Origin of the sequence: Streptomyces sp. F001 (assembly GCF_004187715.1) — a bacterium.
Taxonomy (GTDB): Bacteria; Actinomycetota; Actinomycetes; order Streptomycetales; family Streptomycetaceae; genus Streptomyces; species Streptomyces flavusporus.
Window position 1 is genome coordinate 488589 of the sequence record NZ_QZWF01000004.1, and the last position, 15129, is coordinate 503717.

Annotated in this window: 13 protein-coding genes; 2 read left to right on the forward strand and 11 right to left on the reverse strand. The window is 70.0% G+C overall.

All coding sequences use genetic code 11. The features are described from left to right. Positions 1-44: 44 nt before the first annotated feature. The 6 genes from folE to dacB all read right to left on the reverse strand — a co-directional run bounded on the left by folE (position 45) and on the right by dacB (position 7678). Positions 45-650: a GTP cyclohydrolase I FolE gene (gene folE / locus StrepF001_RS19485; RefSeq protein WP_129799506.1), complete on the reverse strand. Its 606-nt coding sequence runs from the start codon at positions 648-650 to the stop codon at positions 45-47. A gap of 140 nt (positions 651-790) precedes the next feature. Beyond that, the gene (ftsH, locus tag StrepF001_RS19490) at positions 791-2830 is read right to left on the reverse strand and encodes an ATP-dependent zinc metalloprotease FtsH (RefSeq protein WP_129799507.1); all 2040 of its coding nucleotides are present in this window, start codon (positions 2828-2830) and stop codon (positions 791-793) included. A 185-nt stretch (positions 2831-3015) separates the two neighbouring features. Beyond that, on the reverse strand, positions 3016-3576 hold the full coding sequence (gene hpt, locus StrepF001_RS19495) for a hypoxanthine phosphoribosyltransferase (RefSeq protein WP_094057060.1): 561 nt from the start codon (positions 3574-3576) through the stop codon (positions 3016-3018). A gap of 62 nt (positions 3577-3638) precedes the next feature. Further along, positions 3639-4661 carry a tRNA lysidine(34) synthetase TilS gene (tilS, locus tag StrepF001_RS19500; RefSeq protein ID WP_129799508.1) on the reverse strand — a complete coding sequence of 341 codons (1023 nt, stop codon included), beginning with the start codon at positions 4659-4661 and terminating at the stop codon, positions 3639-3641. A 192-nt stretch (positions 4662-4853) separates the two neighbouring features. Beyond that, positions 4854-5987: a zinc-dependent metalloprotease gene (locus StrepF001_RS19505; RefSeq protein ID WP_129799509.1), complete on the reverse strand. Its 1134-nt coding sequence runs from the start codon at positions 5985-5987 to the stop codon at positions 4854-4856. Between the two features lie 98 nt (positions 5988-6085). Continuing rightward, complete coding sequence (gene dacB / locus StrepF001_RS19510) at positions 6086-7678, reverse strand: D-alanyl-D-alanine carboxypeptidase/D-alanyl-D-alanine-endopeptidase (protein ID WP_129799510.1); 1593 nt, start codon at positions 7676-7678, stop codon at positions 6086-6088. Positions 7679-7757: 79 nt separating this feature from the next. Here dacB and StrepF001_RS19515 point away from each other — a divergent pair, with 79 nt between their 5' ends. Both StrepF001_RS19515 and StrepF001_RS19520 read left to right on the forward strand, forming a co-directional pair. Beyond that, positions 7758-8249, forward strand: coding sequence for an inorganic diphosphatase (locus tag StrepF001_RS19515; protein ID WP_053756473.1), 492 nt, complete (start codon positions 7758-7760; stop codon positions 8247-8249). Between the two features lie 123 nt (positions 8250-8372). Next, on the forward strand, positions 8373-10040 hold the full coding sequence (locus tag StrepF001_RS19520; RefSeq protein ID WP_129799623.1) for a threonine/serine exporter family protein: 1668 nt from the start codon (positions 8373-8375) through the stop codon (positions 10038-10040). A 13-nt stretch (positions 10041-10053) separates the two neighbouring features. Here the strand turns inward: StrepF001_RS19520 and StrepF001_RS19525 are convergent, their stop codons facing one another. From StrepF001_RS19525 to StrepF001_RS19545, 5 genes are all read right to left on the reverse strand, one after another. Further along, positions 10054-11022, reverse strand: coding sequence for a VTT domain-containing protein (locus tag StrepF001_RS19525; RefSeq protein ID WP_129799511.1), 969 nt, complete (start codon positions 11020-11022; stop codon positions 10054-10056). A 180-nt stretch (positions 11023-11202) separates the two neighbouring features. After that, positions 11203-11964, reverse strand: a complete 762-nt coding sequence (locus tag StrepF001_RS19530) for a MerR family transcriptional regulator (RefSeq protein ID WP_129799512.1) — start codon at positions 11962-11964, stop codon at positions 11203-11205. Positions 11965-12064: 100 nt separating this feature from the next. Continuing rightward, positions 12065-13192: a sialidase family protein gene (locus StrepF001_RS19535; RefSeq protein WP_129799513.1), complete on the reverse strand. Its 1128-nt coding sequence runs from the start codon at positions 13190-13192 to the stop codon at positions 12065-12067. A gap of 194 nt (positions 13193-13386) precedes the next feature. Beyond that, the gene (locus StrepF001_RS19540; protein WP_165396304.1) at positions 13387-14148 is read right to left on the reverse strand and encodes an ABC transporter permease; all 762 of its coding nucleotides are present in this window, start codon (positions 14146-14148) and stop codon (positions 13387-13389) included. Further along, a complete protein-coding gene (locus StrepF001_RS19545) occupies positions 14145-15095 on the reverse strand; it encodes an ATP-binding cassette domain-containing protein (RefSeq protein WP_129799514.1) in 951 nt (316 codons plus the stop codon). Before StrepF001_RS19545 ends, StrepF001_RS19540 begins: the two co-directional genes overlap by 4 nt. Positions 15096-15129: the final 34 nt, after the last annotated feature.

Here is a 15129-nt window from a genome sequence, read left to right on the forward strand (position 1 = left end):
GCCGCACACCGATACAGCCCCAGGCCCCTCGGCGTGCGGAACTGTCAGCGGGCCATGATGAGGCTCATGGCCTCGTTCCGCGTCGCGGCGTCCCGCAGCTGACCCCGCACGGCGGACGTGATGGTCATCGCGCCGGGCTTGCGGATGCCCCGCATCGACATGCACATGTGCTCGCACTCCACGACGACGATCACCCCGCGCGGCTCCAGGATCTCCATCAGGGAGTCCGCGATCTGCGTGGTGAGTCGTTCCTGCACCTGCGGCCGACGGGCGTAGACGTCCACGAGACGGGCCAGCTTGGACAGTCCGGTGATCTTGCCGCTGGTGGCCGGAATGTATCCGACGTGGGCGACGCCCCGGAACGGCACCAGATGGTGCTCACAGGTCGAGTACACCTCGATGTCCTTCACGAGGACCATCTCGTCGTGCCCGATGTCGAACGTCGTCGTCAGCACGTCCTCGGGCTTCTGCCACAGCCCCGCGAACATCTCCTTGTACGCCCGCGCCACCCGACCCGGGGTCTCCCTGAGCCCCTCACGGTCCGGGTCCTCGCCGACCGCGATCAGGAGTTCGCGTATGGCGTTCTCGGCGCGCTTCTCGTCGAACTCGCCGATGATGCCCTCGCCGTCCAGCGTCACGGGGTCGGTCATGTGGTGCCTCGTTCCTGTGCTGTCACGTGTGGGGACACGCGTCCTCTCTGCGGACATACGACGATGCCGCGCCCCCAGGCTAGAACCTGGGGAACGCGGCATCCATTCCGGGCCTGCGGGACCGCCGGGGCGGCCCGGGCTCAGACTTCGGGGCGGTCCTCCGGGGCGGCCGGCTCGGCCGCCGGGGCGGGCTCCGCCGCCGTGGTCTTCGCGGTGATCGCGGCCGTCGCGCCGTTGGCGCCGTTCGTCAGTGCGAGCTCCTTCGGGGAGAGCACCGGCGGACGGGTGGAGGGCGTCCGGCGGGAGGAGCCGGTCCACGCGGGGCGCGGCGGCCGCTTGACGATCGGGGCGAAGATCTCGGCGATCTCCTCCTTGCCCAGGGTCTCCTTCTCGAGGAGAGCCAGGACGAGGTTGTCGAGGACGTCGCGGTTCTCGACCAGGATCTCCCAGGCCTCGTTGTGCGCGGTCTCGATGAGCTTCTTGACCTCTTCGTCGACCAGCGCGGCGACCTCTTCCGAGTAGTCGCGCTGGTGAGCCATCTCACGTCCGAGGAACGGCTCGCTGTTGTCGCCGCCGAACTTGATCGCGCCCAGACGCTCGGTCATGCCGTACTGCGTGACCATCGCGCGGGCCAGGCCGGTGGCCTTCTCGATGTCGTTCGCAGCACCGGTGGTCGGGTCGTGGAAGACCAACTCCTCGGCCGCGCGGCCGCCCAGCATGTAGGCCAGCTGGTCGAGCATCTCGTTGCGCGTGGTCGAGTACTTGTCCTCGTCGGGCAGCACCATCGTGTAACCGAGGGCGCGGCCGCGGGACAGGATCGTGATCTTGTGGACCGGGTCGGAGTTCGGGGAGGCCGCCGCGACCAGGGCGTGACCGCCCTCGTGGTACGCGGTGATCTTCTTCTCCTTGTCCGACATGATCCGGGTCCGCTTCTGCGGGCCCGCCACGACGCGGTCGATGGCCTCGTCGAGCATCTTGTTGTCGACCAGCTTCTGGTCGCTGCGGGCCGTCAGCAGCGCGGCCTCGTTCAGCACGTTCGCCAGGTCGGCACCGGTCATGCCGGGCGTGCGCCGGGCGACGGCCGACAGGTCGACGTCGGGTGCGACCGGCTTGCCCTTCTGGTGGACCTTGAGGATCTCCAGACGGCCCTGCATGTCCGGACGGTCGACCGCGATCTGCCGGTCGAAGCGGCCGGGGCGCAGCAGCGCCGGGTCAAGGATGTCGGGCCGGTTGGTGGCGGCGATCAGGATGACGCCGCCCTTCACGTCGAAGCCGTCCATCTCGACGAGCAGCTGGTTCAGGGTCTGCTCGCGCTCGTCGTGACCGCCGCCGAGGCCGGCGCCGCGGTGGCGGCCGACCGCGTCGATCTCGTCGACGAAGACGATCGCGGGGGCGTTCGCCTTGGCCTGCTCGAACAGGTCACGGACCCGGGAGGCACCGACACCGACGAACATCTCGACGAAGTCGGAACCGGAGATCGAGTAGAAGGGGACGCCGGCCTCGCCCGCGACGGCACGCGCGAGCAGCGTCTTGCCGGTGCCGGGCGGGCCGTAGAGGAGCACACCCTTGGGGATCTTGGCGCCGACGGCCTGGAACTTGGCCGGCTCCTGCAGGAACTCCTTGATCTCCTGGAGTTCCTCGACGGCCTCTTCGGCACCCGCGACGTCCGAGAACGTCGTCTTCGGGGTGTCCTTGGTGATGAGCTTGGCCTTGGACTTCCCGAAGTTCATCACTCGGGAGCCGCCGCCCTGCATCTGGTTCATCAGGAACAGGAAGACGACCACGATGAGGACGAAGGGGAGCAGGGAGAGCAGAATCCCGACCAACGGGTTCTGCTTGGACGGCGAGACCGTGTAGCCGTCCGGGATCTGCTTGTCCTGGTACTTGGTCTGCAGCGTGTTGGCGATGGTCACGCCCTGGTCGCCGATGTAGCTCGCCTGGATCTTCGAGCTGCCCTCGACCTTTTCGCCGTCCTTGAGCGTGACCTTGATGGTCTGCTCGTCGCCGGTGGTCAGCTTGGCCGCTTCGACCCTGTTGTCATTGATCGCCTGGACGACCTGGCCGGTGTCCACCGTCTTGTAGCCGCCGGACGAGCCGACGACCTGCATCAACACGACCACGGCAAGGACGGCCAGCACGATCCACATGACCGGCCCACGGAAGTATCGCTTCACGTCCATCCATACGGAGCGGTGCCGCCCCGTCCCTCCTGCCACAGTGAGTTTGATAAGACAGTTCTTCTGACGGTACCCCAGCATTGTTGCGCGAAGCCGCACAGGACGGCTGGCGTTCCCGTCTGCATGCTCCAACGGCGCGAGGCCCGCCGGGGTTCCCGATCATCCTGCGGGGCTTTGAGCCGGGTGGCTCAGCCGCCGTAGACGTGGGGCGCGAGCGTACCGACGAACGGGAGGTTGCGGTACTTCTCGGCGTAGTCGAGGCCGTAGCCCACGACGAACTCGTTGGGGATGTCGAAGCCGACCCACTCCACGTCGATGGCGACCTTGGCGGCCTCGGGCTTGCGCAGCAGCGTGCACACCTTCAGGGAGGCGGGCTCGCGGGAGCCGAGGTTGGACAGCAGCCAGGACAGGGTCAGGCCGGAGTCGATGATGTCCTCGACGATGAGGACGTGCTTGCCCTTGATGTCGGTGTCGAGGTCCTTGAGGATCCGCACCACACCGGAGGACTGGGTGCCCGCGCCGTAGGAGGAGACGGCCATCCAGTCCATGGTGACGGGGGTGGACAGTGCCCGGGCGAGATCGGCCATCACCATCACCGCGCCCTTGAGGACGCCGACGATCAACAGGTCCTTGCCCGCATACTCCGCGTCGATCTTCGCGGCCAGCTCGGCCAGCTTCGCGTCGATCTCTTCCTTGGTGATGAGCACCTGCTGAAGGTCGGCACCCATGTCTTTCGCGTCCACCCGCATCACTTTCGGTCGTCCCACCGGCTGCCCGATCCCTCGCCCGAGCCGTCGGAGAGGGTCCGGATTCAGCCTTGCCGAATCACCAGTCTGCCACCCTGCCGCTGGGCGACGACTTTGCCCGGAAGATTGATGGCTCCCTGACCGCGCCAACCGGTGATCAGCCGGTCGACTTCCTCGATGTGGCGGGCGAACAGCGAACCGGCCGGGGCACCGGCCTCGATGGCCGCCCGGCGCAGGATCCGGCGGCGTACGGCGGGCGGGAGGACGTACAGCTTGTCGCACTCCAGACGGCCGGCGGCGTCCCGGACGGAGGCCTCGACCTGGCCGGCCCAGGCGTCGAGGGCGTCGGCGTCGTCGCGGGAGAGCTGGGCCGTACGGGCGAGCGCCTCCACGACGCCCTTGCCGAGCGCCTTCTCCAGGGCGGGCAGGCCCTCGTGGCGCAGCCGCGACCGGGTGTACGCCGGGTCCGCGTTGTGGGGGTCGTCCCAGACGGGGAGGGACTGGACCATGCAGGCCTTGCGGGCGGTCTGCCGGTCGAGCTGGAGGAAGGGGCGACGGTAACGGCCGCCGGCCCCCGAGACCTCGGCCATTCCGGACAGGGAGCGGATGCCGGAGCCGCGGGCGAGGCCGAGCAGGACGGTTTCGGCCTGGTCGTCGCGGGTGTGGCCGAGCAGGACGGCAGCGGCGTCGAGGCGCACGGCAGCGGCGTCGAGGGCGGCGTAGCGGGCGTCGCGGGCCGCGGCTTCCGGACCGCCCTCTCGGCCGACGGTGACGGTGGCGGACTCGACGGGGTCCAGGCCGAGTTCGCGCAGGCGCAGGACGACTTCCTCGGCGCGCATGCCGGAGCCGGGCTGCAGGCCGTGGTCGACGGTGATGCCGCCCGCGCGGATGCCGAGTTTGGGTGCCTCGAACGCGAGGGCGGAGGCGAGCGCCATGGAGTCGGCGCCGCCGGAGCAGGCCACGAGCACGAGCGTCGACGGTGGAGGCTCGTGTGCGGTCCGGTCGGTGGGGGTGTGTTCGCTGAGGATGTCGTGGAGTACGCGGCGGACCGCCAGGCGTATCGCCGCGACCGCAGGATGGGGACCCATGTCCGGTTCCCTTCATGAAGTTGTCGGGGGTTGAGCCCGAGTCCGGTCACTCAGAGTGTGTAGATGGTGACAGAACCGGGCCGTTCCCCGAGCATTGCACGCCTACCCATGCCTCACGGTCCCTCGGACGAGTGATTGGAGGGGCGTTTGCCTGCCGTCGGCCGGCTCCGGCTCACGACCTCTCCCCGGGTTTCACGCCTCGCTCCGGCGGTGCACCCGTGCGATCCAGTCCGCCGGTTTGGCGATCTCCGACTTGGTGGGGAGGGTGTTCGGGGAGGTCCACACGCGGTTGAAGCCGTCCGTGCCGACCTCGTCGACGACGGCCCGTACGAAGCGTTCGCCGTCCCGGTACTGCCTGAGTTTGGCGTCCAGACCAAGCAGCTTGCGCAGGGCGAGATCCAGCCGGGAGGCGCCCTTGGCGCGGCGCTGCTGGAACTTCTCCCGGATCTCCGCGACGCTCCCCACGACCTCGGGACCGACCCCGTCCATCACGAAGTCGGCGTGGCCCTCCAGGAGGGACATCACCGCGGTGAGACGGCCGAGGATCTCCCGCTGCGACGGCGTCTGCACGAGGTCGACCAGCGACCGGCCGCCGTCGTCCTCCTCGCCCTCGGGACGGCCCCCGACGAGGGACTGGGCGGCCTCCCGGATGCGTTCCAGGACGGTCACGGGGTCGACGTCGGTCTCCCCCAGGAACGACTGGATTTCGCCCTCCAGATGATCGCGCAGCCAGGGCACCGCGGAGAACTGCGTGCGGTGGGTCTCCTCGTGCAGGCACACCCACAGGCGGAAGTCGTGGGGCTCCACGTCGAGTTCGCGCTCCACGTGCACGATGTTCGGGGCGACGAGCAGCAGCCGGCCGCCGCCGTTCGCGCCGGCCGGGAGCTCGCGGGTGGCCGGGGCGAAGGTCTCGTACTGGCCGAGGACGCGGGAGGCCAGGAAGGACAGCAGCATGCCGAGTTCGACGCCGGTGACCTTGCCGCCGACGGCGCCGAGGACCGCGCCGCCCGGGCTGCTGCCACGGCGCTCCTGCATCTTGTCGAGGAGCGGCCTGAGGATCTCCCGGAACCCGGCGACGTTCGCCCGCACCCAGCCGGGGCGGTCGACGACGAGGACCGGGGTGTCGTGGGTCTCCTCGGTGCCCATCCGGGTGAAGCCCCGGACGTGTTCCTCCGAGGCCTTGGCGTGCCGGCGGAGTTCCGCGACGACGGCCCGGGCCTCGTCACGGCTCACCTCGGGGCCCGGCCGTACGAGCCGGGTCGCGGTCGCCACCGCGAGATTCCAGTCGACCATCCCAGCAGATGCGGCACCACCGATGCTCGTCATGCATCAACGGTACGTGAGCGCTCCCCCTGGGGGCAGGCCATAGGGGCCGGCAGCGGCTGAGGCCCGTTCCGGCGCTGTGGTGCACGGCCGTGCAGGGCTCAGCGGCAGCCGCATGCCGCCAGGGCCGTCGCTGCGCGGTCCAGGGCCGTCTGAGCCGCCGTCGGGTCCGTGGTGCCGGTGGCCAGGAAGGCGAAGGCCAGCAGGCGGCCGTCCTGGTTCACGACCGTTCCGGCGAGGGCGTTCACGCCCGTGAGGGTGCCGGTCTTGGCGCGGACGATGCCGGCCGCCCCGTCGCCGTAACGGTCGGACAGTGTGCCGGTGAAGCCGGCGACCGGGAGGCCTGTGAGGGTGGGGCGCAGCGCGGGGCGGGCGGGATCCGCCGCCTTCAGCAACAAGGCGGTGATCAGGTCCACGGTCAGCCTGTTGTCGCGGTTCAGACCGCTGCCGTCCCTGAGGACGGCGCCCTTCAACGGCAGGCCGAGCTTCCTCAGCTGGGTCTGCATGGCGCGGCCCGCCCCGGCGAAGTCGGCGCGCTCGCCGGTCGCGACGGCGGTGTGGCGGGCGAGGGCCTCGGCGATGTCGTTGTCGCTGTTGGTCAGCATCCGCTCGACCAGCGCCGAGAGCGGGGGTGAGGAGACCGTGGCGAGGGCGTCGGCCCGGTCCGTCGCCTTGGACGGGCCCGGGGATGTCGTCCTGATGCCGTGGTCCCGCAGGAAGCCCGCGAACGTCCGGGTCGCCTCCGCCGCCGGGTCCGTCACCCGGGGTGCCGGGCCGCTCGTCGAGCCGTCCGTACGAGCCTCGTCGGCCATCAGGGCGGTGACGGGGGCGAGGTTGTCGTTGACGCCGATGGGGTGACGTTCGGGTCCGGCGTAGAGGGTGGTGTCGTACGAGAGGGTCACCTGGCGTACGTCGCGCTGCTTCAGGGCGGCGGCCGTTTTCCGGGCGAGCGTACGCAGGTCGGCCAGGCCCCGGCTGCCGTTGCGTGCGGTGAGTGTGGGGTCGCCGCCGCCGACCAGAATGAGTTCCTCGGTGTCGGGTTCGTAGACGGTGCGGGTGGTGAGGCGGTGGTCGGGGCCCAGGGCGGAGAGGGCGGCGACAGCGGTGGCGATCTTCGTGGTGGAGGCGGGGGTGAGCGCGTCGTGGGTGCCGGTGCCGTACAGGTGCTTGCCCGTGGTCACGTCGACGACCGCGGCCGCGCGGCGGGCGCCGAGCGCGGGGTCGTTCAGGAGTGGGTTCAGGACGCCGGTCAGGGCCTGGCGGCGGGGCCGATTGACCGTGTTCGCGGCGCGGCCCAGGCCGGTCAGGACGGAGGCCGCGCTGGGGGCGGGCTGGGGCGCGCCCGCCGCCGCGTCGGATGTACCCGAACGGCTGCCGTGATCTGTGCCACCCCCGCCCTCCCGGGCGGCGGCCCACTCCCGCTCCGCCGTACGCTGGCCTGAGGAGTCCCAGGGCCCCGCGGCGGTCACCACAACAACGGCCAGCGCCAGGCCGACGGTGGCGGCGCCCGTGGTGTACTGCCAGGTCTTCGCCGTCGCGACCCGTGTGACCTGCGGTTTCGTGGCGCGTACCAGCCGCGTGACCCGCGGACCGGTCACGGCCGTGACCCGCGCAAAGCGGGGGCGTACGGCGTTCGCGACCCGTGCCAGGCGCGGTTTCGCGGCTCGCCAAGGCCTCAGCTCAGGCACGACCACCAGCCCCTTTCGCGATCACACAGCTGCGTGAGGGACACTTAACCACCAGAACTGTGTGCTGATCATGGAGGAGCCACCGGTGGAGTTCGACGTCACGATCGAGATTCCGAAGGGTTCGCGGAACAAGTACGAGGTGGACCACGAGACCGGTCGTATCCGCCTGGACCGCCGCCTGTTCACTTCGACCAGCTACCCGGCCGACTACGGCTTCGTCGAGAACACCCTCGGCGAGGACGGCGACCCGCTGGACGCGCTGGTCATCCTGGACGAGCCGACCTTCCCCGGCTGCCTCATCCAGTGCCGTGCGATCGGCATGTTCCGCATGACGGACGAGGCCGGCGGCGACGACAAGCTGCTGTGCGTGCCCGCCCACGACCCGCGCGTGGAGCACCTGCGGGACATCCACCACGTGTCCGAGTTCGACCGCCTGGAGATCCAGCACTTCTTCGAGGTCTACAAGGACCTGGAGCCCGGCAAGTCCGTCGAGGGCGCCAACTGGGTGGGCCGGACCGAGGCCGAGGCCGAGATCGAGCGGTCGTACAAGCGGTTCAAGGAGCAGGGCGGTCACTGAGCCTCGTATCCCCGTAACGGGCCGCACGCGCACGTGTGCGGCCCGTCCGCGTGTCCGTGCGCATACTGAGGCCTGTTGGGTGTCGTACGCCTGCTGGATGTCGTACAGGGAGCACTGCTTCAAGTGACGGACGCGGAGAACCGCAAGCCGCAGTCGGACGAGGCGCGGACGACGTTCGATCCCGAGGTCACCTCGGAGTTCGCGATCCCCGAGGGCCTGGCCGTGCCGAGGCAGGGGGCCGAGTCGGAGACCTCGTCCGAGTTCGCCGTACCCGAGGGGCTGGACGTCCCGTCGCCGGCCGACGCCGAGCCGGAGGGGTCGGCGTTCAGTCCGCCGAGCACCTACAGCGCCCGCGGCGCGCCGGCCGCGTTCACGCCGGCGACCGGTGTGCCCGTGGTCCGGCTGACCAAGGACGTGCCCTGGCAGGACCGGATGCGCACGATGCTGCGGCTGCCGGTGGCCGAGCGGCCCGCGCCTGAGCCGGGACCGAAGGCGGAGGAGGGCGGTCCGGCCGTTCCGCGTGTGCTCGACCTGACGCTGCGTATCGGCGAGCTGCTGCTCGCGGGCGGTGAGGGCGCCGAGGACGTGGAGGCGGCGATGTTCGCGGTCTGCCGCTCCTACGGCCTGGACCGCTGCGAGCCCAACGTCACCTTCACCCTGCTGTCGATCTCGTACCAGCCGTCCCTCGTCGACGATCCGGTGACGGCGTCGCGGACGGTACGCCGCCGGGGCACCGACTACACCCGGCTGGCGGCCGTGTACCAGCTCGTGGACGACCTGAGCGACCCGGAGAGCCACATCTCCCTGGAGGAGGCCTACCGGCGTCTCGCGGAGATCCGCCGCAACCGGCACCCCTACCCCACGTGGGTGCTGACCGCGGCGAGCGGGCTGCTCGCGGGTGCGGCCTCGGTGCTCGTCGGCGGTGACGCGATCGTGTTCTTCGCGGCCGCGCTCGGCGCGATGCTCGGCGACCGGCTGGCGTGGCTGTGCGCGGGGCGCGGGTTGCCGGAGTTCTACCAGTTCGTGGTCGCCGCGATGCCGCCGGCCGCGATGGGGGTCGCGCTCACGCTGGCACACGTCGATGTGAAGGCGTCCGCGGTCATCACCGGTGGGCTGTTCGCGCTGCTGCCCGGGCGGGCGCTGGTGGCGGGTGTGCAGGACGGCCTGACCGGCTTCTACATCACCGCGGCGGCACGGCTGCTGGAGGTCATGTACCTCTTCGTCGGCATCGTCGTCGGGGTGCTGGTGATGCTGTACTTCGGCGTCCAGCTGGGCGCCCAGCTCACCCCCGACGCGGCGATGAGCATCGCCGAGCGGCCGGTCGTGCAGATCACCGCGTCGATGCTGCTGTCGCTGACGTTCGCCGTGCTGCTCCAGCAGGAACGGGCCACCGTGCTCGCCGTGACCCTCAACGGGGGTGTCGCGTGGTCGGTGTACGGCGCGATGCACTACGCCGGTGACCTGTCACCGGTCGCCTCCACGGCGGTGGCGGCGGGGTTGGTGGGGCTGTTCGGGCAGCTGCTGTCCCGGTATCGGTTCGCGTCCGCGCTGCCGTACACCACGGCGGCGATCGGGCCGCTGCTGCCCGGTTCCGCAACGTACTTCGGTCTGCTGTCGATCGCGCAGAACGAGGTCGACGAAGGGCTGGGGTCGCTCACCAAGGCCGCCGCGCTTGCGATGGCCATCGCCATCGGGGTGAACCTCGGGTCGGAGATCTCGCGGTTGTTCCTCCGTCTGCCGGGCGGCTCCGCCGAGGGGCGGAAGGCCGCCAAGCGGACGCGGGGTTTCTAGCGCCCGGGCTCCTTCAGCTCTGTCGGTAAGGGTCGTACGGGTACTGGCCCTGGCCCTGCTGGTAGTCCTGCTGCGAATCGTAGGGCTGCTGCTGGTAGTCCTGTTGCGAACCGTAGGGCTGCTGCTGGTAACCCTGCTGGTACCCCTGCGGATACTGCTGGGCGTACGGCTGCGGGTTCTGGCCGTATCCGTACTGCTGCCGGTCGTGCCCCTGCTGCGGGTAGCCCTGGTCGCCGTAGGGCTGGTCGCCATAGGGCTGCTCCTGGTGGTCCGGCTCCACGCGGCGCAGCTGCGTGGTCGCGTCGTCCATCAGGGGCGCCTGCTGCTGGAACGGAGGCTGCGGCTGCTGGGGCGGGTTCTTCTTGTTCTTCGAGCGTGCGCGCCAGAACTCGATGATGATCGGGAGCACGGAGACGAGGACGATCAGGATGAGGATCGCTTCGATGTTGCTCTTGACGAAGTCGATGTTGCCCAGCCAGGCGCCGAGCAGCGTGACGCCCGCGCCCCACAGGATGCCGCCGAGGACGTTGAAGATGACGAACGAGCGGTACCGCATGCCGCTGACACCGGCGATGATCGGCGTGAACGTCCGCACGATGGGCACGAAGCGGGCCAGGACGAGGGACTTCGGGCCGTACTTCTCGAAGAACTCGTGCGCCTTGGTGACGTTCTCCTGCTTGAAGAGCCGGGAGTCCGGGCGGGTGAAGAGCGACGGGCCGACCTTCTTGCCGAACATGTAGCCCGCCTGGTCGCCGAGGATCGCGGCGATGCAGATCAGAACGATCGCAGCCCACAGCGGAAAGTCCAGCTGATTCGATGTGATCAGCAGGCCCGCCGTGAACAGCAGCGAGTCACCCGGCAGGAAGAAGCCGATGAGCAGGCCCGACTCGGCGAAGACGATGAGGAGCAGGCCCCAGATCCCGAAGTTGTCCAGCAGATAGTTCGGATCCAGCCAGCTCGGTCCGAGTGCAAGCGTCGTCACGGTTCCGGGCTCCTGTGGGGTGAGGCGAAGTACGGCGTTCGGTTCGGCCGGACAAAGCTATCAACGCAAGATGTCCACCCCAGGTTCCACCGGTGTCTCGGGGATCCACTGTGCGCCGGCTGGGACGCAGCTGTGGGTCGGCGGTGGTCCTGGCCGGGAGCGGGACTCCCGGCCAGGGTCTTACGAGGTGTGCCGGGCCGTGTTGGCGAGAATCGCGTTGCGCAGGTACGCCGCCAGGCCGGGCCGGATCTTCTCGTACGTCGCGGTGAACCGGGCGTCGGCAACGTACATCTCGCCGAGACAGCTGTGCATCTCGTGCGAGCAGTCGTAGTACGAGCGGGAGATGAACCGGCGGTGTTCCTCCGCCGTGTCCATGGCCGCCTCGGAGTCGGCCGGCGTGCCGGAGGCCATCAGGTCGGCCATGCGCCGGTGGATGGCGTCGAACTCCTCGGTGACGCGCTTCCAGTCCTCCTTGGTGTAGGAGGCCGTGCGCCGCTGCGACTCCCGGTAGGCGTCGGTACTGCCCCAGCGCTCCTGCACCTCGTCCTCGTACTGGTCCGGGTCGAAGTCCCCGAACACCTCGAACTTCTCCTCGGGCGTGAGGTTGATGCCCATCTTGCGTGCCTCCATGGCGTGCTCCACGGCCGCCGCCATCTTCTGCAGCTTCTCGATCCGGACGGTCAGCAGCTCGTGCTGGCGGCGCAGATGCGCGCGCGGGTCCGCGTCCGGGTCGTCGAGCAGGGCGGCGACCTCCTCGAGCGGGAAGCCGAGCTCGCGGTAGAACAGGATCTGCTGCAGCCGGTCGAGGTCGGCGTCGTTGTAGCGCCGGTGGCCCGCGTGGCTGCGCTCGCTCGGGACGAGCAGGCCGATGTCGTCGTAGTGGTGCAGGGTGCGCACCGTGACTCCTGCGTACCCGGCGACCTGTCCCACGGAGTAGCTCACTTCCGCTCCCTTCTCGGTACGCCCTCCACGGTCCGCCCTCACGCCACGTGAGGTGCAAGTCGTCTGTGCCGGGCGGGTTCGGCATGCCGAGGATCGGTGCTCAATCTTCGCCGAGATCGAAGAGGTGCCAGGTGAGGCCGTCGGACGATATCCGGCAGGTGCCATTGCCGTAGCTGTCGGTCCACAGCCAGCCGATCGGGGTCCTGCGGACCGAACCCGCCGGGCCGCGCGTGGGACTGTTGCTTCGGAACGTGCGGGCCTGATCGGTACTGCGCCACACGCCGGTCTCGCCGTACACGACGAGGCTGTTGTCGTCGGCCACCAGCAGGTCGCCGAGGAGGGACAGCGGCTCCACTCCCTCCCGATAGCGCCATATCCGGGTCCAGGTGGTGCCGCCGTCGGTGCTGACGTGGATGGTCATCAGGCCGTTCTTCACCTCCTCGTGGCTGGGGAGCTGGCCCGGCTGGACCGCGTACAGCGCGCTCCGGCCCGCGACCACGTTCATGGCCCACGCCCGCTCGGCGACGCCGGTCATCTGTGTCGGGCGCCAGGTGCGGCCGCGGTCCTCGCTGAGGACCAGGGTCGGCAGGCCGGAGTCGGGGTCCAGGCCCGTTGCGAACAGGGCGTTCTCGGCGATGTCGCCGGCCGGTGCCAAGGTTCCCTTGAGCGGCGGCTGATGCTTCAGGATCCGGTGCTCTCCGGTGTCCGGCATGACGACGAGCAGTCTGTTGCGGACGCATTCGTTGCCGTCGGCCGCCAGTGCCAGGCATTCGGTGACGAGAGAGGCGCTCTCGGGCACGGTCGGCGTAGTGCCCGTCGGCTTCGCCGTGCCGCGTTTCCAGGTGCGGCCGTTGTCGCGGGTGAACCAGGTGCGGTTGGGCACGCCGGTCCGCTCGGAGCTGTCGGTGATCAGGGCGCGGCCCGGCCCGAGCACGGTGAGACCGGCGGTGAGGCCCCGGTCGCCCGTGACGTCCGGCAGCGGGGACTCGGCCAGGCGCCACAGCCCGGCGTTCGCCTCGAGTACGGCGACGTACTGACGGCAGTGGTCCTCGCCGCAGTCGGAGCGGAGGGTGAAACCGCTGCCGTCCGCGGCGAAGGCCACGTCGTAGGACGCACCCGGCAGGTCGGTGGCCGACGGTATGTTCGGGGGCGCGGTGAAGGAGGAGCCCGACGACGCGGGCGCGTGCGTGTTCTTCTTCGCGGGTGCTCCCGCCGGCTCCTCGTCCACGCTCCCCGTGCCGGCACTGCACGCTGCCAGAAGGCACACGAGCAGGGCTCCCACAAGGAGAAGCCGCCATCGACGTACATCCATGGATCCTCCGATCCGCGGTGACCGGTATCTGCTTCTGGTACACCGCGGGCCGGCTTCGGGTTCCACTCCCGGCGAACTTTCTGCCGAACGCCCTGCCGGGGAGCGCCGCCCTACTTGCTCAGGCGCGCGAACCGGCGCAGGGCCAGCGGGAAGAACACCGCGAGCAGCGCCAGCGGCCAGACGACCGCGGGCCAGACGTGCCCCGCCTCCCCGCCCTGGTTGCCGAACAGGTCGCGGACGGCCGTCGCCGTGTGGGACATCGGGTTCCACTGGACGACCGTGCCGAGCCAGCCGGGCATGGCCTCGGGTGTGGCGAAGGCGTTGGACAGGAAGCCGACCGGCCAGACCAGGATCTGCACGGCCTGCACCAACTCCGGCTTTCCGGCCACCAGGGCCAGCTGGATGCCGATCCACAGCATCGCGAAGCGGAACAGCAGCAGCAGGCCCAGCGCCCCCAGGAAGGCCGCCGCCCCGCCGTGCGCACGCCAGCCGAGCGCGAGCCCGACGCCGATGAGGACGGCCAGGGCGAGCGCCGACTGGAGCATGTCGGCCACCGAACGGCCCACCAGGATGGCGCCGTTGGCCATGGGCATCGACCGGAAGCGGTCGATCACGCCCTTGTTGAGGTCCTGGGTGACGGCGATCATCGTGCCCTCCAGGCCGAAGGCCATGGTGAGCGCGAGCATGCCGGGGACGAGGTAGTCGACGTACTCGCCGCTGACACCGCGACCGCCGCCGACCAGGTAACCGAACATCAGCAGCAGCATCACGGGGAACGCCACGTTGACGACGATCTGGACCGGTTGCCGTGCCCAGTGGGCGAGTTCACGGCGGGTCATCGTCCAGGAGTCGGTCAGTGCGTAGGTGGTCACGCGGCCTCCTTCACACGGTCTGCGGTGACATGCAGGAACACCTCGTCGAGCGTGGGCCGGCGCAGGGCGATGTCCTCCGCCTCGATACCGGCCTCCTCCAGGGCTCGTACGACGCCGGAGAGTGCCGCCATCCGGTCGGTGACCGGTGCGCTGAGCAGCCGCCGGTCGGTGTCGACGGTGACGTCGTCCTTGGGCACCGGCAGCACGGCCACTGCGGCGCCGAGGTGGCCGGCGTCGCGCAGGACGACGTCGATGCGGTCGCCGCCGGTCAGCGCCTTCAGGGCGTCGGCCGTGCCGTCGGCGACGACCCGGCCGCGGTCGACGACCGAGATGCGGTCGGCGAGCTGGTCGGCCTCCTCCAGGTACTGGGTGGTGAGCAGGACGGTCGTGCCGCCGCCGGCCAGTGAGCGGACGGAGGCCCACACCTCGGCGCGGCCGCGTGGGTCGAGGCCGGTCGTCGGTTCGTCCAGGAAGAGCACCTCCGGTTCGGTGATCAGTGAGGCGGCGAGGTCGAGGCGGCGCCGCATGCCGCCACTGTACTGCTTCACCGCCTTACGGCCGGTGTCCGCGAGGCCGAAGCGCTCCAGGAGTTCACCGGCCCGCACGCGCGCGTGGCGGGTGCCCAGGTGGTACAGGCGGCCGAACATCTCCAGGTTCTGGTAGCCGCTCAACTCCTCGTCGACGGCGGCGTGCTGGCCGAGCAGGCCGATCCGCAGCCGTACGTCGTACGCCTCCGTGACGACGTCGTGGCCCGCCACCTCGATGCGGCCCGCGTCGGGGCGCAGCAGCGTGGACAGGATGCGGACCAGGGTGGTCTTGCCGGCGCCGTTCGGGCCGAGCACTGAGTGCACCGCGCCGCGCGCGACCGTGAGGTCGAGCCCGTCCAGTGCGGGTTTGTCGCCGTACTTCTTGCGTGCCCCTTCGACGGTGATCGCCGTGTCGGCCACTGAGACTCCCTTGCTAGTCAAACTTGACTACCCA